We start from the raw sequence: 21,726 nt of genomic DNA on the forward strand, positions 1-21,726 counted from the left end.
AATAAAAATTTGAATATTTGGGGATTTTCTAGTAGAATTAAAGTATTATACATAATAGGAGAAAAACATTGCTAACAGTATCTGATGTTTCACTACGTTTTAGTGACCGCAAACTTTTTGATGATGTCAACATCAAATTTACAGAAGGAAATACATATGGTTTGATTGGTGCTAACGGTGCAGGTAAATCAACATTTTTAAAAATCTTGGCTGGTGATATTGAGCCGACAACTGGTCATATTTCTCTGGGACCAGACGAACGTCTCTCTGTTCTTCGTCAAAATCACTTTGACTACGAAGATGAGCGTGCGATCGATGTCGTTATCATGGGTAATGAAAAGCTATATAGCATCATGAAAGAAAAAGATGCTATCTATATGAAGGCAGATTTTACTGATGAAGACGGGGTTCGTGCAGCTGAGCTTGAAGGAGAGTTTGCTGAACTAGGAGGCTGGGAAGCTGAAAGTGAAGCCTCTCAACTCTTGCAAAACCTCAATATCCCCGAAGATCTTCATTATCAAAATATGAGTGAACTTGCAAACGGAGACAAAGTGAAGGTGCTCCTTGCTAAAGCCTTGTTTGGTAAACCTGATGTTCTTCTTTTAGACGAACCAACTAACGGTCTTGATATCCAGTCTATTACTTGGCTAGAGGATTTCCTAATTGACTTTGATAATACTGTCATTGTCGTATCCCACGACCGTCACTTCTTGAACAAAGTTTGTACTCACATGGCCGACCTTGATTTTGGGAAAATCAAGCTCTATGTCGGAAACTATGACTTCTGGAAAGAGTCTTCTGAGCTTGCTGCTAAATTGTTAGCAGATCGTAATGCTAAGGCGGAAGAAAAAATTAAGCAACTCCAAGAATTCGTTGCTCGATTCTCTGCTAACGCATCTAAATCTAAACAAGCAACTTCACGTAAAAAGATGCTTGACAAGATTGTCTTAGAAGAAATCATTCCATCTAGCCGTAAATATCCATTTATCAACTTTAAAGCTGAACGTGAAATTGGTAATGATCTCTTGACAGTAGAAAATCTATCTGTCAAGATTGACGGTGAAACTATTCTTGACAACATCAGCTTCATCTTGCGTCCAGGTGACAAGACAGCTCTTATCGGACAAAATGATATCCAAACAACTGCCTTGATTCGTGCAATTATGGGGGAAATTGACTATGAAGGAACTGTCAAGTGGGGAGTTACAACTAGTCGTTCTTACCTACCAAAAGACAATTCGGCTGATTTTGCTGGCAGCGAGTCAATCCTTGACTGGTTGCGTCAATTTGCAAGTAAAGAAGAAGATGACAATACCTTCCTACGTGGATTCCTTGGTCGTATGCTTTTCTCTGGAGACGAAGTTAACAAACCTGTCAACGTCTTGTCAGGGGGTGAAAAAGTGCGCGTGATGCTTTCGAAACTCATGCTTTTGAAATCAAATGTTCTTGTACTTGACGACCCTACTAATCACTTAGATTTGGAATCTATTTCAAGCTTGAACGATGGATTGAAAAACTTTAAAGAATCGATCATCTTCGCCAGTCATGACCATGAATTCATCCAAACTTTGGCTAACCATATCATTGTCTTATCTAAAAATGGCGTCATCGATCGTATCGATGAAACCTATGATGAATTCCTAGAAAATGCTGAAGTACAAGCAAAAGTCAAAGAACTTTGGAAAGACTAAATACTTTAAAACTCAGTTGGATTAACCAACTGAGTTTTCTATCATTCTATGAGGTAACATGAAAACATTTTTCAGAAACTATTGGACCTATTTTATTTCTTTCATCATTCCCCTAGTGATTATGTCCGGAATCTATCTTTCTCAAGGTATCTACTGGAATAGTGATACTTCACCTTTATTAGGGGATGGATTTCATCAATATGTTATTTTTGATCTTAATCTTCGTAATATTTTACATGGGAGTGATAGTCTATTTTATACTTTTACCAGCGGTCTAGGTCTCAATTTTTATGCCTTGTCCAGTTATTACCTCGGTAGTTTTCTATCTCCTCTTGTTTATTTTTTTGATGTATCAAGCATGCCAGATGCAGTTTATCTTTCAACCTTGTTGAAATTTGGCTTGATAGGTCTGTCAACCTTTTTTAGCTTGAGTAAAATTTTCAAAAATATACCAGCGCCACTTCGATTAGCTCTATCTACTTCTTATGCTTTAATGAGCTTTACAGTTAGTCAACTTGAAATAAAAACTTGGTTAGATGTTTTTATTTTAATTCCCTTGATTTTAAAAGGTTTACATCTACTCATAACGGATAAAAAACGTATTTTATACTTTACAAGTTTGTCAATATTATTTATCCAAAACTACTATTTTGGTTATATGACTGCTCTGTTTTTGGTTGGTTGGTATTTTTGCCAACTTTCCTGGGATTTTAAAAGACGTAAGTTTTCTTTTCTTGATTTCATTACAACTTCCTTACTCGCTGGTTTAACAAGTTTCATCATGACACTCCCAACCTTGTTTGATTTAAGAACTCATGGTGAAAAACTAACTGCTATTACAAAAATAAAAACAGACGCTAGTTGGTACCTAGACATATTTGCTAAACAATTCATTGGTGCTTTCGATACTACTAAATATGGTTCCATCCCTATGATTTTTGTTGGCCTCCTTCCTTTCATCTTAACAATTGTATTCTTTACATTAAAATCAATTAAGTTTCACGTGAAACTATGCTACGCAACTTTATTTATCATCATCATAGCTAGTTTTTATCTTGAAGTCCTAGATCTATTTTGGCAAGGAATGCACGCGCCGAATATGTTTCTTCATCGCTATGCGTGGATTTTCTCTACTCTTTTAATTTATATATCAGCAGAAGTTTTTAATAGAGTTAAAGATATAAAATTGTGGAACGTGTTATTCTCAATAACTTTACTTTTATCTGGCTATCTGGCAACCATTTATTTTAAAAATCATTATTCGTTTTTAACTAAATTAAATATTCTCTTAACGCTTGAATTCTTAGTGGTATACTTACTGTTATTATTGGCACTTATTAAAAAACTGATTTCTCCAAAAATCTTTTCAATCCTTATTTTAATCTTTATGATAAGTGAAGTCAGTTTGAACGCAACATCACAATTCAATGGAATTACGAAAGAATGGGGATTTGCTTCTCGTAGCACCTATGACAAAGATATTCCAAGTATGGAAGCTATTTTGGAGTATATCAAACAGCAACCAGATACATTTACACGAACTGAAAAATTACAGACACAAACTGGAAATGATAGCATGAAATTTAACTACAATGGTATTTCCCAGTTTTCATCTGTTCGTAATCGCTCTGCAAGTACAACTTTAGATAAGTTGGGGTTTAAATCTTCAGGAACTAACCTTAATCTCCGTTATGCAAATAACAGTATCATTGCAGATAGTTTATTTGGAATCACCTACAATATTTCTGAAACCTATCCAAATAAATTTGGTTTTCATCCTAGCTATCAAAAAGATAATCTAACCCTTTATAAAAATCAATTCGCTCTCCCAATTGCTTTTGCTACACAGTCTCTTTATAAAGATGTCACTTTTAATGACCATACTCTTGATAACCAAACGCAATTTTTAAATCAAATTGCTGGCTTAAATGAAGAGTACTTTTATCCGATAAATCATCATACAGATTCTGGTGACAGCGTAGTCAATCTAAACGGAACTGATACTGAAGATGCAACAATCAACTACAGTATCGAAGTTCCTGAGAATAGTCAGGTTTATCTTTCAATGACAAAGCTAAATTTCTCTAATGATAAGAAAAAGCAAGTTGACATCATTGTCAATGGTGAAAAAAAATCCTTTACCACAGATAATGCTTTTACATTTTTTAATCTTGGGTATACAGACCATAAACAAACTTTTGATATCCAAGTTAAGTTCCCAGGAAATGCTCAAGTATCATTTGAATCTCCAACTTTCTATCGATTAGATACTAAAAAGTATACGGAAGCAATTGCTAAAATAAAAGAAAATCCAGTAGAAGTGAGCTCTTATAAAAATAAAGTCATTGTTAATTATAAGGTAAAGAATGAGACATCAATTTTTTTCACAATTCCTTATGACCAAGGATGGTCTGCTTATCAAAATGGTAAAAAATTACAAATTCAACAGGCACAAACTGGATTTATGAAAATTGATATTCCTGAAGGTGAAGGAACTATTACCCTTTCATTTATTCCAAAAGGATTTATTGCTGGTGCAAGTTGTTCTCTTATAGCCATTATTGTCTTTATCTTTTACGATTTTCAAAGAAAAAAATATTCTAGATAAAAAAACTATCGACCGAATTGGTCGATAGTTTTTAATCTTCTTCAACTTTTTTAGGTTGGTAGGAAAGCATTCCTAAAGCAACAAAAATCATTATTGTAAAGATAAGGAAAATAATCTGACTATGAATATTACCTGTCATAGAAATGGTTTGTCGTAGACCTGAAACTGAATAACTCATAGGTAGCCATGGATTAATAGTTTTAAAGAATTGATTCGTCAAAGCTAAAGGATAAGTTCCTGCACTTGATGCTAATTGAAGGAGTAATAAAATTAAGGAGAAGAAGGCGCCTAGGCGAGAATTCCAGGTTGTCAATGCTGTTACCATCGCCATGAAAGCAAGACTGGTTAAAATAATTAAAGCAAAGGTTTTGAATTCGTGAACTGCAGTCAGTCCGATTAAATGTACTCCACCATAAACTAATACTCCTGCCAAACCAGCAATGATACCGTTAATTTCAAAGCGAGACTTAAACCAAGCCCAGCGACTTTCTGGATGGCGGCCAGAAGGCAATTTAGCAAAAATCATATTAGTTGAAATAGCAGCAACAAAAAGAGCAACTGATATCATATATGGAGCCATGGCAATTCCATTAACTGCTACTTGATCCTTATCAGTTTTTGAAAGACTTAGAGGATCAGCTAGTAAATCTGCATTTGTTGGTTCAGTTGAAGCCTGTTTCAATTGCCCCTCAGCATCTGTCAAACCTTGATTTAATTGACTTGAACCATCACTTAATTTTCCAAGTCCTGATTGTAGAATTTCTGATCCTTGAGCAAGTTGATTTGCTCCACTAGCTATTTTTTCAGAACCATTAGATAGTTGATTTGCACCAGAAACTAGCTGGTCTGATTTATCAGCTAATTGTTGAGAGCCCGCTTGTAATTGATTAAATCCAGCGGTTAAATCTAATGTTTTATTATTTACTTGGTTGACACCTGATGCAAGTTTATCAATTCCTGTTGCTAATTCTGGTGCATTCTCTGCTAACTTAGCAGTAGCATCTGTCAATGTTGAAGATTTTTCTGTCAACTGATTAGAACCTTGTAACAACTTATTGAAACTTCCTGTCAAGTTCGAATTTTTCGAACTCAACTGACTTGCTCCGAAAGCTACTTGGTCTACAGATTTTGTATAGTTGTCAATACCAGATGCAAGAGTTTGACTAGCTGGCAATAATTGACCATCAATTGCTGTCTGTACTTGTGTTAATCCACTTGACAAACTTGTCAAGGTGGCAGTAGTAGTTGGCAACAATTGCGCTGAACTTGTTTTTAAGCGACTAAGGCTATTTGCTTGATTATTTACATTCTCTAAAGAATATTGTAACGTTTGAACTGTGGTTAAAATTGTTCGTGCTGACTCACTAGTAGAAGATGATGAATTAGAAACAACAGAAGTTATCTCTGCTTGTTGGTCAGGAGTTAGGCTTTGATAAGCACTAGTAGATTGAACAGCTGACAAAGTAGTTTCTTTTTCAGCTTGATTTGAAGTAATGATGTTTTGTGCTGAATTGGCAATGGTTGATAGACTGCTAGAAAACTGAGTTGTTAACTCTGTTATGTCTCCTGTGTCTGACGTTTGAATAGCTTGATTCAATTGCTCTAAACCAGAAACTAATTGATGAATCTGATCTCTTTGTTGGGTTGTCCCATCTAATTGAGTAGAAAGTTCTTGAATACCTTGATTAAGTTGTGTTAATTCTGTACGCAAGGTCTCTGATTGTTTAGAAATCTGATTTGCACCTGATGATAGACTTTGAACTCCATTTGTATAAGTATCAATACCAAGTGAAAATTGATTTAATCCTGAATTTAATTGAGAAACACCACCTGTATAGGCTTGTGTGCCTGAATCAAGTTGAGTCAAACCTGATACCAGTGCCGGTGTCTGTGAATTCAGTTGGTTTAATCCATTGTCGATTTGTGAAATAGCACTGGTATATTGATTTAAACCAGTATTAAAATTACCAAGACCAAGATTTAACTGATTTACACCAGCTATATAGTTTCCTAAACCTGTAGATAATTGATCAGCACCATTAGAAAATGTGAGACTCGATTGAGCTAAGGTTTGAAGATTGGTTGTTAAGGTTTGACTCCCATCAGAAAGCTTATTCGAACCATCAGCCAACTGTAAACTTGCATTTGCAGCTTGAGATAAACCAAGTTTTAAATCACCCATCTTCTCAAATAAAGCTTTGGTATAAGATTGAGTAACATTAGTAGCCACAGTCTGTTTAATTTGTGTCATGGCAGAATCACTCATCTTGCTTGCAATAAAACTATGACCACTTGATGTCTGATAGTCAATCGTCATCTGTTCAGGATGATTTGTAAGGATAGAAGAAGCTTTCTCAGAAAGATTACTTGGCAACGTTACAACCATGTAATAATCTCCATCCCGCAGTCCTCTTTCTCCCTCACCTTCATCTACAAAATGAAAATCCAGGCTATTACTATTTTTTAAATTAGACACCATGTCTTCACCAATAGTGAGTTTTTCATCATTATAAGTAGCAGCTTGATCCTTATTAACAATTGCTACAGCTAACTCCGAAAGTTTACCATATGGATCCCACATTGATGATAAGAAAATGATATTGTAAAGAGCTGGAATTAAGGAAATTCCTATCATGACAATGATAAATGTCGGTTTTTTAAAGATTGCTTTCCATTCTTTAAACATATTGTCTCCTTTTTTAAAATAATTTTCTAAATTTTTGATATAATAGATTATACATAAAAAAAATAAAAAGACAATATAAAACAATCTAATTTTAAACACATTGTCTAAAAATGTTCATATGGAGGGAACATGCAAGAAAGTAATAAACGATTAAAAACCAAGCGCATTATCGAAAATGCCATGGTCGAATTATTGATGGAACAACCTTTCGACCAGATTACGACTGTTAAATTAGCTCAAAAAGCTGGGATTAGCCGCTCAAGTTTCTATACTCATTACAAAGATAAATATGATATGATTGAACATTACCAGAGTAAACTATTTCATACCTTCGAATATATCTTTCAAAAACATGCTAATCAGAAACGAGATGCTATTCTAGAAGTATTTGAATACTTAGAATCAGAACCACTTCTAGCAGCTCTTTTATCTGAAAATGGAACCAAGGAAATTCAAAATTTCTTGAGAAATAAACTTCACATCCTACTGAGCACAGACCTTCAAAAACGTTTTATGCAACTCAAACTAAATGAAATAGAATTAGAATACAGTAGCATCTACCTGACAAATGCTCTCTTTGGAGTCTGTCAAACCTGGATTGCCCACGGAAAAAAAGAAAGTCCACAAGAAATCACGGACTTTTTGATGAAAATGTTAGGTGATACAAATTAATAAAAAAGCTCTATAATATTTATAGGAAATCACCCCCCTATGAATATTATGGAGCCTATTTTGTTATTCTTATTAGTCTAAAGCAATACAATTTCCTTAGTTTTATTTTCGGACACAAATCATTATCTATCCGTATGTTAGGTATGCCTCCCCTCATTACATCGGACAAAGAATCAAAAAGGAACACCAAATTAGTGTTCCTTTCATCTGACTCCGCCAGTAGGACTCGAACCTACGACATCATGATTAACAGTCATGCGCTACTACCAACTGAGCTATGGCGGATTAAATAGTCCGTACGGGATTCGAACCCGTGTTACCGCCGTGAAAAGGCGGTGTCTTAACCCCTTGACCAACGGACCGTCTATCTGTAGCAGATATAACCATTATATCAATTTATCAAAAATTGTCAATTACTTTTTTTGTTTTTTAGCCATTAGCTCTCTCAATTTTTTAGTTTTTAGGCGTGAAATAGGACAACGATGATCTTCATAAAATACAACTTCCATTTTTTTACGATCAATCTCTCTCACATTTCCGATATTAACTAAGAATGATTTATGAGACAGATAAAAACGTTGGGTTTCCTTATCTTTTTCTTGAATATCTGTCATTGTTCCATAGAATTCTTTGGCAAAATTCTTACCAACAATTCGTAATTTGTGAGAAGTTCCCGTTGTTTCAATGTATAGAATATCATGATAAGGAATACAAAGATCATTTCCTTTGTAACTATAATCAAAATAATCAACGACTGATTGGTTTTCAAGTAGGGTACTTTTAGTATAAATCACACAGTCAGCAACTCTATTTTTAAAAACTTGATCACTGGTTTCTTTATCAATGAAATCCAATGCTGAAACTTTGTATTTATAAGTCAAGGTAGCAAATTCAGATCGACTTGTAATAAAAACAATAATGGCATAAGGATTGCGATGACGAATAAATTGAGCAACTTCAAATCCCTTTCTCTCAATCCCATTGATATCAATATCTAGAAAATAAAGCTGATTGACTTCATCATGCTCTACATATTCCATAAATTCTCTTACTTTTCCTGTTGTTTTATAGGAAATCGGAATATTCGTTTCCTTAGAAATTTCATTTAGAGTTGTTTCCAACCTTACTTGGTGTTCTATAATATCTTCTAAAATTAATACTTTCATATCAGTTCCCTCTTAAATCTAATCACTTGTTTAAATACATCATTATCAATTTCTGTTTCTAAAATAACATTGTCATATTTTCCTAAAATTTCTTTAACATTATTGAGTCCAAGTCCTCTATGTCTTCCTTTGGTTGAAAATCCTAATTCAAATAGATCTTCGGATTTTACCTTTCTTTTTTTACAAGAGTTTTGGATGACAACTAGGGTTTCAAGATCCAACTTGATGATAGCTACCTCTAGTTGTTTTTGATAGCTTTCAACTGCCCCCTCAACGGCATTATTGAGCAGAACGCTCATCACGCGCACCAAATCTAACAATTCCATAGACAAAGGTGTGATAATATCTTTTACCTCTAATGTGTACTCTACATCATTGGTTTTCGCATTGACAATAGATTGAGCAATCAAACTACGAAGAGCTGAATCCTCAATATTGTTCAAATCGAAATAGGTATACTTGTCTGAACGTAATTTTTGATTCGCCTTTACAAGAACTTCACTGTAAACTCTGTCAATTTCTTGTAAATCTTTACTTTCAATCGCCATTCTTAAACTGACAAGCATGCCTGTATAGTCATGCCGAAAACCACGAATTTCATTATATAAGGCAACAATCTCATCCGTGTAAGTTTGTAAATGTTTTTGTTCAAACTTCTTTTGTTCCAATTCAATTTCTTTTTCTATCTGAACTTTGTAAGAATTCATGGAAAAGAAGGTCAAAAGTAGACCAACAAAAACTACGGATGATAAAATACTACCAAAACTATTTAAGTGACGAACCGTACTCACAATATCTGAAAGAAAAGAAACTATGTGTAGGAAGATAAATGCAAAGAGCACTTTCTTCAGAAATGGATAAAGATAGTCTTTATCAAAATATTTAAATTCCAGGTGGAAATAAGAAACAACAACTTTAATAACCAAATAAGTTAAGAACAAGATAAACAGATAAAAATAATTGTTATACTCTAATGCAAACTCATCTCCTGTAATAGATGATAAGGTTACCGATAAAAAGTTATTAGTAGAATGATATAAGAGAGAAAATAATAGACTGATAAAAATTCCCTTAGACTTCTCATACTTCTTAAATCCAATAAAGTAAACAAATAGGAGTAAAGGAAATAAAAATTTAGACAATCCAAAACTACTAGCAGATACCAAATAAGTACCTTCTTCCAATGTCAATTGTAGTAGAAAGACATAAATACTAAAAATACATTGTTCTTTTCTAGTTACATTACAAATCCATTTATAAATTTTACTAATAATAAAAACATAAAAAATAGCTATTACTACACCAAATAAATCCATTATGTTCTCCCTATCTTGCTTCAATAAACTACTTCTTCGGAAATATTTTATCTAAAAACTTAAAACTCCTAATATCCCCACCTCTGATTTCCTGCAGTTCTTTTTCGTTCAATTCTTGGAAATCTTTCATTTGAGCAAAATCTGTATTCTTTTTCATAATATAAACTCCTATAATGTTTTTCTTGTAAATTAACTTACAAAAATATTATATAAAATCTACGATACCTATAGAAAATTATCTCTCAAATGCTCAAATTTTATTCTGAAATGTCAACTTTTTACAAAAAAAGCTGGGATTTTTCCCAGCTTACGATTTAACACTGATCCCAGCAGGATTCGAACCTGCGACCGTTCGCTTAGAAGGCGAATGCTCTATCCAGCTGAGCTATGAGACCTTACTAATCTATCTTATCAAAAAAAGCTAGCTTAGTCAATCATCTATTTGTGATAAGGTGAGCCTTGTTGAATCGAAAATGCTCTATAGATTTGTTCTACTAAGACTAGTCTCATCAGTTGATGAGGAAGCGTTAATCTCCCAAAACTAACAGAGAGATTGGCTCTCTTTTTCACCTCTGGAGAGAGTCCTAAACTCCCACCAATGATAAAAGTGATTGTAGAAAATCCATTAATAGAAGCTCTTTCAAGCTGCTTGCTGAATTCTTCAGAAGAAAAAGTTGTTCCTTCAATAGCTAAAACAACTACAAAATCACGATCTCCTACTTTAGAAAGAATGCGGTTCCCTTCCAACTCCAAAATCTTTTGATTTTCAGATTCGCTAGCCCGATCTGGTGTCTTTTCATCTGACAACTCAATCATTTCTAAATTAGCAAAGCGTGAAATCCTTTTGGAATATTCTGCTATGCCATCTTTGAGATATTTTTCTTTCAGTTTTCCAACTGTTACCACTTTAATTTTCATTCTTCTATTCTAACATATTCACACTCAATTTCACATCTTATTCACAGAGAAGATTTTGAAAAAATTCAATAAATTCACAGGTTCTTGAAAGTTATCCACAAGTTGTGAAAAACTTTCTTTCTTTAAGCTTGGATTAAGCTAGCTATTTTATACTTTCATTGATTAAAAAAACATGGAGGCTTCTATGAAAAACTTACAAACTAGTTCCAAAAAATGGGGACAACTTTTATTAGTCATTCTCATTAGCTTTTTTAGTGGTGTTTTAGGTAGTTTTACGACATTGCAACTAAGTCAAAAACAAAACACTAGTCCAACAAATACCACCACTGTCAGCAAAACAGCTGTAAAAAATGAAAACTCAACTACACAGGCAGTCGATAAAGTTAAAGATGCTGTGGTATCTGTCATTACTTACTCTGCAAACTCCCAAAATAGTTTATTTGGATCTGCAGAAACTGATACAGATACAAATACTGAGCAAGTATCGAGTGAAGGTTCTGGAGTTATTTATAAAAAAGAAGGTAACTTTGCTTACCTCGTAACCAATACTCACGTTATCAGTGGAGCTAAAAAAGTGGATATTCGTTTAGCTGACGGAACCAAAGTTCCAGGTGAAATTGTTGGTTCTGATACTTATTCTGACATTGCAGTTGTAAAAATTGCTGCAGATAAGGTGACTACCGTAGCTGAATTTGGAGATTCTGATCAACTAACAGTCGGAGAGACTGCCATTGCAATCGGAAGTCCTCTAGGCTCTGAGTACGCCAATACCGTTACACAAGGTATCGTGTCAAGTTTGAATAGAAATGTTTCTTTAAAATCTGAAGATGGACAAGCTATCTCTACAAAGGCTATCCAAACAGATACAGCTATCAACCCTGGAAACTCTGGCGGTCCCCTTATCAATATTCAGGGACAAGTAATCGGAATTACATCTAGTAAAATAGCCACAAACGGTGGAACTTCTGTGGAAGGACTTGGATTTGCGATTCCTTCAAACGATGCCATCAATATTATCAATCAATTAGAAAAGAATGGAAAAGTCACTCGACCAGCCTTGGGCATTCAAATGGTCAACCTTTCAAATCTTAGTAGCACTGATTTACAAAGATTGAATGTACCATCAAGTGTCACTGCAGGAGTAGTTGTTCGTTCTGTTATAACTAGTATGCCTGCCAATGGACATCTACAACAATATGACGTCATTACAAAAGTAGATGATAAAGCTATTTCTTCAACTACTGAATTACAAAGTGCTCTATATAGTCATTCTATCGGAGATAGCATGACCATTACATACTACCGTAATGGTAAAGAAGAAACAACTACCATTAAATTAGATAAGAGTACTAGTGATTTGGAACAATAGTTTACAGATATGTAAAGTTGCTTTACAGAATATCTAAGTTATGATAATGTAGAATTATGGAAGAATTTAAAATTGTTCAAATAAAGGATATTCAAAAAAATCCCTATCAACCTCGTAAAGAATTTTCAGAAGAAAAAATACAAGAATTGGCACAATCCATTAAGGAAAACGGCTTGATTCAGCCAATCATCGTTAGAAAATCTCCAGTACTTGGATATGAAATTCTAGCTGGAGAAAGACGGTATCGCGCTTCAATAGCTGCCGGACTTTCAGAAATTCCAGTAATTATTAAGCAACTTTCTGATCAAGATATGATGCTTCATTCCATCATTGAAAATCTCCAACGCGAAAATTTAAATCCTATCGAAGAAGCTAAAGCATACCAGTCCTTAATCGATAAAGGTTTTACCCACACAGAAATTGCTGAAAAAATGGGGAAATCTCGACCTTATATTACAAACCTAGTTCGATTGTTAGGGCTACCTAAACATATCCTGACAGAAGTCGAAAGTGGGAAGCTTTCCCAGGCTCATGCTAGACTCCTTATTCAATTATCAAGTGACAGACAAGATACACTCTTGAATCGTATTCAAACAGAAAATCTTTCAGTTAGACAAGTTGAACAAATACTACAAAAAAATAAGAAGATCAGCAAAAAAGAAAAAAATCACTTTGTCAAAGAGGAAGAGCAAAAATTGAAAAAAATACTCGGATTAGATGTTCAGATTAGCCTTCAGAAAAAAGATAGCGGTAAAATCTCAATTTCCTTCCATAACCAAGAAGAATACCAACAATTTATTAACAGCCTGAAATAAGGCTGTTATTTTATTATTCTTAACTAACATGGTTATCCACCGATTTATCTTTTTAAAAAGCCTTCTATTTCAGATTTCTCCTTAGTTATCCACATATTGTGGATAAAAACTAAAAACATTGTTAATTGTTTTCCACAAGTTGTGGAAAAATAATCTTATCTATGGTAAAATGATTCTATCAATAAACCTTTAAAATTTTATAGTAAAGGAGGAGAAAATCATTGAAAGAAAAACAATTTTGGAATCGTATTTTAGAACTTGCGCATGATCGGTTGACTCAATCAGTTTATGATTTTTACATCTTAGATGCAACCCTGATTAAAGTAGAAGATGCCACTGCAACGATTTTCTTACCCCGAGATGAGATGCAGATATTTTGGGAAAGAAATATCAATGGAATCCTTTTAACAGCAGGTTTTGAAATCTATGATACTGAAATAAAGGCGCATTATATCTTTACGAAAGTTGAAGAAGCTGCTTCTCAAGTGGCTATCGAACCTGATTCTATTAGCGATTATCAGACAAGTCCGTCCACTATTCCATATTCTGAAACTGGACTCAAGGAAAAGTATACTTTCGATAATTTTGTCCAAGGAAATGGTAATGTTTGGGCTAAGTCCGCAGCTTTAGCAGTTTCTGAAGATCCTGGACTAACTTATAATCCTCTATTTATCTATGGAGGGCCTGGTCTTGGAAAAACCCACCTACTAAATGCCCTTGGTAATGAAATTCTAAAAAAAAGCCCTAATGCGCGTGTTAAATATATACCTGCTGAAAGCTTCATTAATGAATTCCTAGAGCATTTAAGACTCAATGATATGGAAAAATTCAAAAAAACTTATCGTAGTTTGGATCTCCTACTCATTGATGATATTCAATCTCTTAGTGGAAAGAAAGTTCAGACTCAGGAAGAGTTTTTCAATACATTTAACGCCCTTCACAATAATAATAAGCAGATTGTTTTGACAAGCGACCGTAGACCTGAACATTTAGAGAGTCTTCCTGAACGTCTGGTCACGCGCTTCTCGTGGGGATTAACAACAGATATCACACCACCTGATTTTGAAACACGTATTGCGATTTTACGGAGTAAGACTGAACATCTCAATTATCATTTTCAGAATGATACACTCGAATATTTGGCTGGACAATTTGACTCGAATGTGAGAGAGCTAGAGGGTGCACTCAACGACATCAGCTTGATGGCCAAAGTCAAAAAGATTAACAACATCACAGTTGACATCGCTGCTGAGGCTATTCGTGCTCGCAAACAAGACGTTAGCAAAATGATTGTGATTCCAATTGATAAAATACAAACAGAAGTGGGAAACTTTTATGGTGTTAGTGTCAAGGAAATGAAGGGAACTAGACGTGTTCAAAATATCGTTTTAGCCCGTCAAGTTGCCATGTACCTAACCAGAGAAATGACAGATAATAGCCTTCCTAAAATTGGAAAAGAGTTTGGTGGCAAAGACCACACAACGGTCATTCATGCCCATGGAAAAATCAAATCCATGCTTGAAACAGATGATAATTTACGTTTAGAAATCGAAGCAATCAAAAAGAAAATTAAATAACTTGTGGATAACTTTTGATAAAATTCTTTATTTATCCACACTTTTTAAACAATGCTCTTTCCTTGAGTTTTCTTGATTAGCATCTGTTTTCCACATATTTCACACGCTCTATTATTACTATTATCCTTCTAATAATAAAAAGAATAAAGGAGAATCCATGATTCATTTTTCAATTAATAAAAATTTATTTTTACAAGCTTTAAATACAACCAAAAGAGCTATTAGCTCAAAAAATGCTATTCCTATTTTATCAACTGTAAAAATTGATGTTACCAATGAAGGAATTACCTTGATTGGATCAAATGGTCAAATCTCAATTGAAAATTTCATTTCGCAAAAAAATGAAAATGCAGGTCTCTTGATTAATTCTTTAGGATCAGTTCTACTGGAAGCCTCTTTCTTTATCAATGTTGTTTCAAGCCTTCCAGATGTGACACTTGATTTTAAAGAAATTGAACAAAAGCAGATTGTCTTAACAAGTGGTAAATCAGAAATTACCCTAAAAGGAAAGGATAGCGAGCAGTATCCACGTATCCAAGAAATTTCCGCAAATAATCCTTTAGTTCTTGAAACAAAACTTCTTAAAAAGATTATCAACGAAACTGCTTTCGCAGCTAGCACTCAAGAAAGTCGTCCTATTTTGACGGGTGTCCACTTTGTTTTAAGCAACCACAAAGAATTAAAAACAGTTGCAACAGACTCGCACCGTCTCAGTCAGAAGAAATTGACTCTTGAAAAAAATAGTGATGATTTTGATGTTGTCATCCCAAGTCGTTCGCTACGTGAATTTTCAGCTGTTTTTACGGATGATATTGAAACAGTAGAGATTTTCTTCGCCAATAATCAAATTCTCTTTAGAAGTGAAAATATTAGCTTCTACACACGTCTCTTAGAAGGAAATTATCCAGATACCGATCGATTGATTCCAACAGATTTCAATACAACAGTTACTTTTGACGTTGCTAAACTACGTCAATCTATGGAACGTGCTCGTCTCTTATCAAGTGCGACACAAAATGGTACTGTTAAATTAGAAATCAAAGAAGGAATTGTAAGTGCCCATGTTCACTCTCCAGAAGTAGGGAAAGTACATGAAGAAATTGATACTGAAAATGTAAGTGGTGCTGATTTGACAATAAGTTTCAACCCAACTTATTTGATTGAAGCACTGAAAGCTTTGAATAGCGAAAAAGTTACAATCAGTTTTATCTCTGCAGTTCGTCCTTTCACCCTTGTTCCAGCAGACATTGATGAAGATTTCATGCAGCTCATCACGCCAGTTCGTACAAATTAATGGAAAGAGGTTGAGCCTAGCTCACCTCTTTTATGATATAATCAGAAATATGAAAAGGAGAGTAGTATGTATCAAGTTGGAAATTTTGTTGAAATGAAAAAACCACATGCTTGTACAATCAAATCTACAGGCAAAAAAGCTAATCGTTGGGAAATTACCCGTGTTGGAGCAGACATCAAGATAAAATGCAGTAATTGTGATCATGTTGTCATGATGAGTCGCTATGATTTTGAAAGAAAAATGAGTAAAATTATTGACTAAGCCCCCTTAGTTAGAGGGTTAGCAAGTTTTCCCTTTTTGTGTTATAATATTAGGGATTGAAATGTGAACGGAGAATGAGAAACTATGGCTTTAACAGCAGGTATCGTGGGTTTGCCAAACGTCGGTAAATCAACCCTATTTAATGCAATTACAAAAGCAGGAGCAGAGGCTGCAAACTATCCATTTGCAACTATTGATCCAAACGTTGGAATGGTAGAAGTTCCAGATGAACGCCTACAAAAATTGACTGAAATGATCACTCCTAAAAAGACAGTTCCAACAACCTTTGAATTTACAGATATTGCAGGGATTGTAAAGGGTGCATCAAAAGGAGAAGGTCTGGGGAATAAATTCTTAGCCAATATCCGTGAAGTTGATGCCATTGTCCATGTAGTTCGTGCCTTTGATGATGAAAATGTCATGCGTGAGCAAGGTCGTGAGGATGCTTTTGTGGATCCACTAGCAGATATTGATACTATTAACCTAGAGTTGATTCTTGCTGACTTAGAATCAGTCAATAAACGCTATGTGCGTGTAGAAAAAATGGCGCGTACGCAAAAAGATAAGGAATCAGTTGCAGAATTTAACGTTCTTCAAAAGATTAAACCTGTCCTTGAAGATGGGAAATCAGCTCGTACCATTGAATTTACAGATGAAGAGCAAAAAGTAGTTAAAGGTCTTTTCCTTTTGACAACAAAACCTGTTCTTTATGTAGCTAACGTTGATGAGGATGTGGTTGGAGACCCAGATTCTATCGATTATGTGAAGCAAATTCGTGAATTCGCAGCAACAGAAAATGCAGAGGTAGTGGTTATTTCTGCGCGTGCTGAAGAAGAAATTTCTGAGTTAGACGATGAAGATAAAAAAGAGTTTCTTGAAGCCATTGGTTTGACAGAATCAGGAGTTGACAAATTGACTCGAGCTGCTTATCACCTACTAGGACTTGGAACTTACTTCACAGCTGGTGAAAAAGAGGTTCGTGCATGGACCTTTAAACGTGGCATGAAAGCTCCTCAAGCAGCTGGTATCATCCACTCTGACTTTGAAAAAGGATTTATTCGTGCAGTGACCATGTCTTATGATGATTTGGTAAAATACGGCTCTGAAAAGGCTGTAAAAGAAGCTGGACGCTTGCGTGAAGAAGGAAAAGAATATGTCGTGCAAGATGGCGATATTATGGAATTCCGCTTTAACGTTTAATCAATATTTAAAATAATGTCAATTAGGTTGGAAAAAAATTCCAACCCTTTTGACTTTTGAAAGGAAATATAAATGACAAAATTACTTGTAGGATTGGGAAATCCAGGGGATAAATATTTTGAAACTAAACATAATGTTGGATTTATGCTGATTGACCAACTAGCAAAAAAACAGAATGTTACCTTTACACACGATAAGATATTCCAAGCTGAGTTAGCCTCATTTTTTCTTAACGGTGAAAAAATTTATCTGGTAAAACCCACTACTTTTATGAATGAAAGTGGGAAAGCAGTTCATGCTTTATTAACCTACTATGGTTTAGATATCGAAGATTTACTGATTATTTACGATGATCTTGACATGGAAGTAGGAAAAATTCGACTTCGCGCTAAAGGATCAGCTGGCGGTCATAATGGTATCAAGTCAATTATCCAACATATTGGTACACAGGTTTTCAATCGTGTAAAAATTGGTATCGGTAGACCTAAAAAAGGAATGTCTGTTGTTCACCACGTTTTGAGTAAGTTTGATCAAGAAGATTATATCGGTATTTTACAGTCTATTGACAAGGTTGACGATGCTGTAAATTATTATTTACAAGAAAAAAACTTTGAAAAGACGATGCAGAAATATAATGGGTAAGGAAATGGCATTAATCGATTTCTTTTTAGAGAATAAACAAATTCTATCTTGGCATGAGAACCTACCACAGAAACAAAGACAATTATTGCTAGGTCTTTCTGGCTCAGCAAAATCTTTAGCGATTGCTAGTAGTCTGAAGAGTCAGGATAAGGTTTTAGTGATGACTTCCACATATGGAGAAGCTGAGCGTCTGGTCAATGATCTAATCTCTATACTAGGTTCGGATCTGGTTTATCCATTTCTAGTAGATGATTCACCAATGGTCGAATTTTTGGTATCATCTCAGGAAAAGATTTTTTCTAGGGTTGAAGCTTTGCGTTTTCTAAGAGATAAGTCTCAAAGAGGGATTTTAGTTTGTAATGTCGCAGCTAGTCGGGTATTCTTACCAAATCCTCAAGTTTTTGATGATAGTATCTTAGAACTTCAAGTTGGCCAAGAATGCGAACAAAGAGAATTAAAAAATCACTTGATTTCCCTTGGTTATAAGAAGGTTACACAAGTTCAAAGTCAGGGAGAATTTAGCCTTCGTGGAGATATCCTGGATATCTTTGAAACTTCTCAACTATCTCCTTACCGGATAGAATTTTTTGGTGATGAAATTGATGGTATAAGAGAATTTGATACTGAAACTCAGCTTTCTAAAGACAGTCAGTCTAAAGTACTGATATATCCAGCAAGTGATATTTTACTAACTTTTGAAGATTATCATCGTGGTCAGAAATTTTTAGAACATGAGATTGATAAGGCACTTTCTCCAACTTTAAAGTCTTACTTAGAAGAAGTTTTTAGTTGCACTAAAGAGCAAGTTCTTCATGCTGATATTCGTAAGTTTTTATCTAATTTTTATAAAAAACAGTGGACACTGATAGATTATTTGAATCAAGTGCCCATTATCTTTGATGATTTTCAAAAAATCATGAATCAGTACGATGCTTTTGATAAGGAAGCTGCTAGTTACTTTACAGAAGATTTACACAATAGTAAAACGGTGTCAAGTTTACAATATTTTGCTGATGTAGAAAGTCAATTCAAAAAATATTTACCAGCTAGTTTCTTTTCAAATTTCCAAAAAGGGCTTGGAAATCTAAAATTTGATTATCTGTATCAATTTAATCAGTATCCTATGCAGGAGTTCTTTAATCAGTTTTCTTTTCTGAAAGAAGAAATTGAACGTTATAAAAAATTGAAGTATACGATTGTTCTTCAATCAAGTAGCAAAACTGAACTAAAGAAACTGTCAACGATTCTTGATGAATATGATATTAAAGTTGATAATAGTAATGAAAGTGAAATCTGTAAAGGAACTGTCAATCTTGTTGAAGGAAATCTTCGTCATGGATTTCATTTTGTAGATGAGAATCTTGTATTTATCACTGAATATGAAATTTTTAAAAAGAAGATTAAACGCAAGTATCGCAGACAAAATATTAGCAATGCTGAACGATTAAAGGATTATAGTGAACTCCAAAAAGGAGATTATGTTGTTCATCAAATTCATGGTATTGGTCAATATTTAGGGATTGAAACGATTGAAATCAAAGGAATTCATCGAGACTACGTAAGTGTCCTATATCAAAATGGAGACCGTATTTCCATCCCTGTAGAGCAGATACAGACTCTTTCTAAGTATGTCTCTAGTGATGGTAAGGCTCCAAAGTTAAACAAACTTAACGATGGACGTTTTAAAAAAGCCAAGCAAAAAGTAAAGAGTCAAGTTGAAGATATTGCAGATGACTTGATTAAGTTATATGCCGAGAGAAGTCAACTTAAAGGATATGCATTTTCAAAAGATGATGAAGATCAGGTTGCTTTTGACGAAGCATTCCCATATGTAGAGACTGAGGACCAACTTCGAAGTATCGAAGAGATCAAGAAAGATATGCAGGCTTCTCAACCGATGGACCGACTTTTAGTTGGAGATGTTGGATTTGGTAAGACAGAAGTAGCTATGCGAGCTGCATTTAAGGCTGTCAATGATCATAAACAGGTTGTTGTTTTAGTACCAACTACCGTTCTTGCTCAGCAACATTACAGTAATTTTAAGGAAAGATTTGAACAATTTGCTGTCAATGTAGATGTTTTGAGTCGTTTTAGAAGTAAGAAAGAGCAGACTGAGACACTTGAAAAATTGAAAAAAGGTCAAGTAGATATTTTGATAGGGACCCATAGAGTTTTATCTAAAGATGTTGAGTTTGCAGATTTGGGGTTGATGATTATTGATGAAGAACAACGTTTTGGTGTTAAGCATAAGGAAGCTCTCAAGGAATTAAAAAAGAAGGTTGATGTCTTAACCTTGACAGCGACACCAATTCCTCGAACTCTTCATATGTCTATGCTAGGTATCCGAGATTTATCTGTCATCGAAACCCCTCCAACTAATCGATATCCTGTTCAAACCTATGTTCTTGAACAGAATGATCGTGTTATTCGTGATGCTGTATTGAGAGAAATGGATCGTGGTGGTCAAGTTTACTATCTTTACAACAAAGTTGACACGATTGAAAAGAAGGTTTCAGAGTTACAAGAGTTGATTCCAGAAGCTTCAATTGGTTTTGTTCATGGACAAATGAGTGAAATTCGCTTAGAAAATACACTTCTTGATTTCATTGAAGGTGAATATGATATTTTAGTAACTACAACAATCATCGAGACAGGAGTAGATATTCCAAATGCTAATACCTTGTTTATAGAAAATTCAGATCATATGGGATTGTCAACCTTGTATCAATTAAGAGGTCGGGTTGGTCGTAGTAATCGAATTGCCTATGCTTATCTCATGTATCGTCCAGATAAAACCTTGACAGAAGTTTCTGAGAAAAGATTAGAGGCCATCAAAGGTTTTACTGAACTAGGTTCTGGTTTCAAAATCGCTATGCGTGATTTATCCATTCGTGGAGCTGGGAATCTTTTAGGAAGTTCACAGTCTGGTTTTATTGATTCTGTTGGGTTTGAGTTGTATTCTCAGTTACTAGAAGAAGCAATTGCTAAGAAAAATGGAACTGACAAGAAACGTGAAAAAGGAAATGCTGAGTTAATTTTACAAATTGATGCTTATCTTCCGGATGAGTACATTTCAGATGAACGGCATAAAATTGAAATTTACAAGAGAATTCGTCAAATTGACAATCGTGTCAACTACGAAGAATTACAAGATGAGTTGATCGATCGTTTTGGAGAATATCCTGATGTAGTTGCTTATCTTTTAGAAATTGGATTAGTAAAAGCTTACCTTGATAAAGTGTTTGTCAATCGTGTTGAAAGAAAAAATAATAAACTTGTCATTCAATTTGAAAAAATTTCGCAGCAACTATTTTTAACACAAGATTATTTCCAGGCTCTATCTCAGACAAGTTTGAAGGCCAATATTTCAGAAAATCAAGGTTTGATAGAAGTTGTATTTGATATTCGAAATAAAAAAGATTATGAGATTTTAGAAGGATTGTTGACTTTTGCTGAATCCCTAGTGGCCATAAAAAATGCAAAAGAGTCAAATTAGGTATGACATTTTTCT

At 34.4% G+C, this 21,726-nt stretch carries 16 protein-coding genes and 3 tRNA genes; 11 read left to right on the forward strand and 8 right to left on the reverse strand.

What is annotated here, in order from left to right; all coding sequences use genetic code 11:
* Positions 1-68: 68 nt before the first annotated feature.
* Together HMPREF2987_RS00555 and HMPREF2987_RS00560 are read left to right on the forward strand one after the other, a co-directional pair.
* On the forward strand, positions 69-1,691 hold the full coding sequence (locus HMPREF2987_RS00555) for an ATP-binding cassette domain-containing protein (RefSeq protein ID WP_075228908.1): 1,623 nt from the start codon (positions 69-71) through the stop codon (positions 1,689-1,691).
* A gap of 58 nt (positions 1,692-1,749) precedes the next feature.
* A complete protein-coding gene (locus HMPREF2987_RS00560; RefSeq protein WP_075228909.1) occupies positions 1,750-4,299 on the forward strand; it encodes a YfhO family protein in 2,550 nt (849 codons plus the stop codon).
* Between the two features lie 31 nt (positions 4,300-4,330).
* Here HMPREF2987_RS00560 and HMPREF2987_RS00565 read toward each other — a convergent pair whose 3' ends face one another.
* Positions 4,331-6,985, reverse strand: coding sequence for a YhgE/Pip domain-containing protein (locus HMPREF2987_RS00565; RefSeq protein WP_075228910.1), 2,655 nt, complete (start codon positions 6,983-6,985; stop codon positions 4,331-4,333).
* Positions 6,986-7,114: 129 nt separating this feature from the next.
* Here HMPREF2987_RS00565 and HMPREF2987_RS00570 point away from each other — a divergent pair, with 129 nt between their 5' ends.
* Positions 7,115-7,657: a TetR/AcrR family transcriptional regulator gene (locus HMPREF2987_RS00570; RefSeq protein ID WP_075228911.1), complete on the forward strand. Its 543-nt coding sequence runs from the start codon at positions 7,115-7,117 to the stop codon at positions 7,655-7,657.
* A 211-nt stretch (positions 7,658-7,868) separates the two neighbouring features.
* On the opposite strand, the gene HMPREF2987_RS00575 is transcribed toward HMPREF2987_RS00570, so the two are convergent.
* The 7 genes from HMPREF2987_RS00575 to rlmH form a co-directional block, all read right to left on the reverse strand.
* A tRNA-Asn gene (locus HMPREF2987_RS00575) sits at positions 7,869-7,942 on the reverse strand.
* A 5-nt stretch (positions 7,943-7,947) separates the two neighbouring features.
* Positions 7,948-8,019: transfer RNA gene (locus HMPREF2987_RS00580), tRNA-Glu, on the reverse strand.
* Between the two features lie 51 nt (positions 8,020-8,070).
* A complete protein-coding gene (gene comE, locus HMPREF2987_RS00585) occupies positions 8,071-8,823 on the reverse strand; it encodes a competence system response regulator transcription factor ComE (RefSeq protein WP_075228912.1) in 753 nt (250 codons plus the stop codon).
* Entirely contained in the window at positions 8,820-10,139 is a 1,320-nt protein-coding gene (gene comD / locus HMPREF2987_RS00590; RefSeq protein ID WP_075228913.1) for a competence system sensor histidine kinase ComD, read from the reverse strand. The genes comE and comD overlap by 4 nt, the downstream gene beginning before the upstream one ends.
* A 28-nt stretch (positions 10,140-10,167) precedes the next feature.
* A complete protein-coding gene (locus tag HMPREF2987_RS10170; RefSeq protein ID WP_083312397.1) occupies positions 10,168-10,296 on the reverse strand; it encodes a ComC/BlpC family leader-containing pheromone/bacteriocin in 129 nt (42 codons plus the stop codon).
* A gap of 164 nt (positions 10,297-10,460) precedes the next feature.
* Positions 10,461-10,534: transfer RNA gene (locus HMPREF2987_RS00595), tRNA-Arg, on the reverse strand.
* Positions 10,535-10,577: 43 nt separating this feature from the next.
* Positions 10,578-11,057, reverse strand: a complete 480-nt coding sequence (gene rlmH / locus HMPREF2987_RS00600) for a 23S rRNA (pseudouridine(1915)-N(3))-methyltransferase RlmH (protein WP_075228914.1) — start codon at positions 11,055-11,057, stop codon at positions 10,578-10,580.
* Between the two features lie 184 nt (positions 11,058-11,241).
* Here rlmH and HMPREF2987_RS00605 point away from each other — a divergent pair, with 184 nt between their 5' ends.
* The 8 genes from HMPREF2987_RS00605 (at position 11,242) to mfd (ending at position 21,711) form a co-directional block, all read left to right on the forward strand.
* Positions 11,242-12,426 carry a serine protease HtrA gene (locus HMPREF2987_RS00605; protein WP_075228915.1) on the forward strand — a complete coding sequence of 395 codons (1,185 nt, stop codon included), beginning with the start codon at positions 11,242-11,244 and terminating at the stop codon, positions 12,424-12,426.
* A 56-nt stretch (positions 12,427-12,482) separates the two neighbouring features.
* Positions 12,483-13,241: a ParB/RepB/Spo0J family partition protein gene (locus HMPREF2987_RS00610; RefSeq protein ID WP_075228916.1), complete on the forward strand. Its 759-nt coding sequence runs from the start codon at positions 12,483-12,485 to the stop codon at positions 13,239-13,241.
* Between the two features lie 221 nt (positions 13,242-13,462).
* On the forward strand, positions 13,463-14,818 hold the full coding sequence (gene dnaA / locus HMPREF2987_RS00615) for a chromosomal replication initiator protein DnaA (protein WP_075228917.1): 1,356 nt from the start codon (positions 13,463-13,465) through the stop codon (positions 14,816-14,818).
* A gap of 157 nt (positions 14,819-14,975) precedes the next feature.
* On the forward strand, positions 14,976-16,112 hold the full coding sequence (gene dnaN / locus HMPREF2987_RS00620) for a DNA polymerase III subunit beta (RefSeq protein WP_075228918.1): 1,137 nt from the start codon (positions 14,976-14,978) through the stop codon (positions 16,110-16,112).
* Between the two features lie 66 nt (positions 16,113-16,178).
* A complete protein-coding gene (locus tag HMPREF2987_RS00625) occupies positions 16,179-16,373 on the forward strand; it encodes a DUF951 domain-containing protein (RefSeq protein WP_049503817.1) in 195 nt (64 codons plus the stop codon).
* 84 nt (positions 16,374-16,457) lie between these two features.
* On the forward strand, positions 16,458-17,573 hold the full coding sequence (gene ychF / locus HMPREF2987_RS00630) for a redox-regulated ATPase YchF (protein ID WP_075228919.1): 1,116 nt from the start codon (positions 16,458-16,460) through the stop codon (positions 17,571-17,573).
* A 72-nt stretch (positions 17,574-17,645) separates the two neighbouring features.
* Positions 17,646-18,215: an aminoacyl-tRNA hydrolase gene (pth, locus tag HMPREF2987_RS00635; protein WP_045613244.1), complete on the forward strand. Its 570-nt coding sequence runs from the start codon at positions 17,646-17,648 to the stop codon at positions 18,213-18,215.
* Positions 18,208-21,711: a transcription-repair coupling factor gene (gene mfd, locus HMPREF2987_RS00640; RefSeq protein WP_083312398.1), complete on the forward strand. Its 3,504-nt coding sequence runs from the start codon at positions 18,208-18,210 to the stop codon at positions 21,709-21,711. The genes pth and mfd overlap by 8 nt, the downstream gene beginning before the upstream one ends.
* Positions 21,712-21,726 lie beyond the last annotated feature (15 nt).

Origin of the sequence: Streptococcus sp. HMSC067H01 (genome assembly GCF_001814775.1) — a bacterium.
GTDB lineage: Bacteria > Bacillota > Bacilli > Lactobacillales > Streptococcaceae > Streptococcus.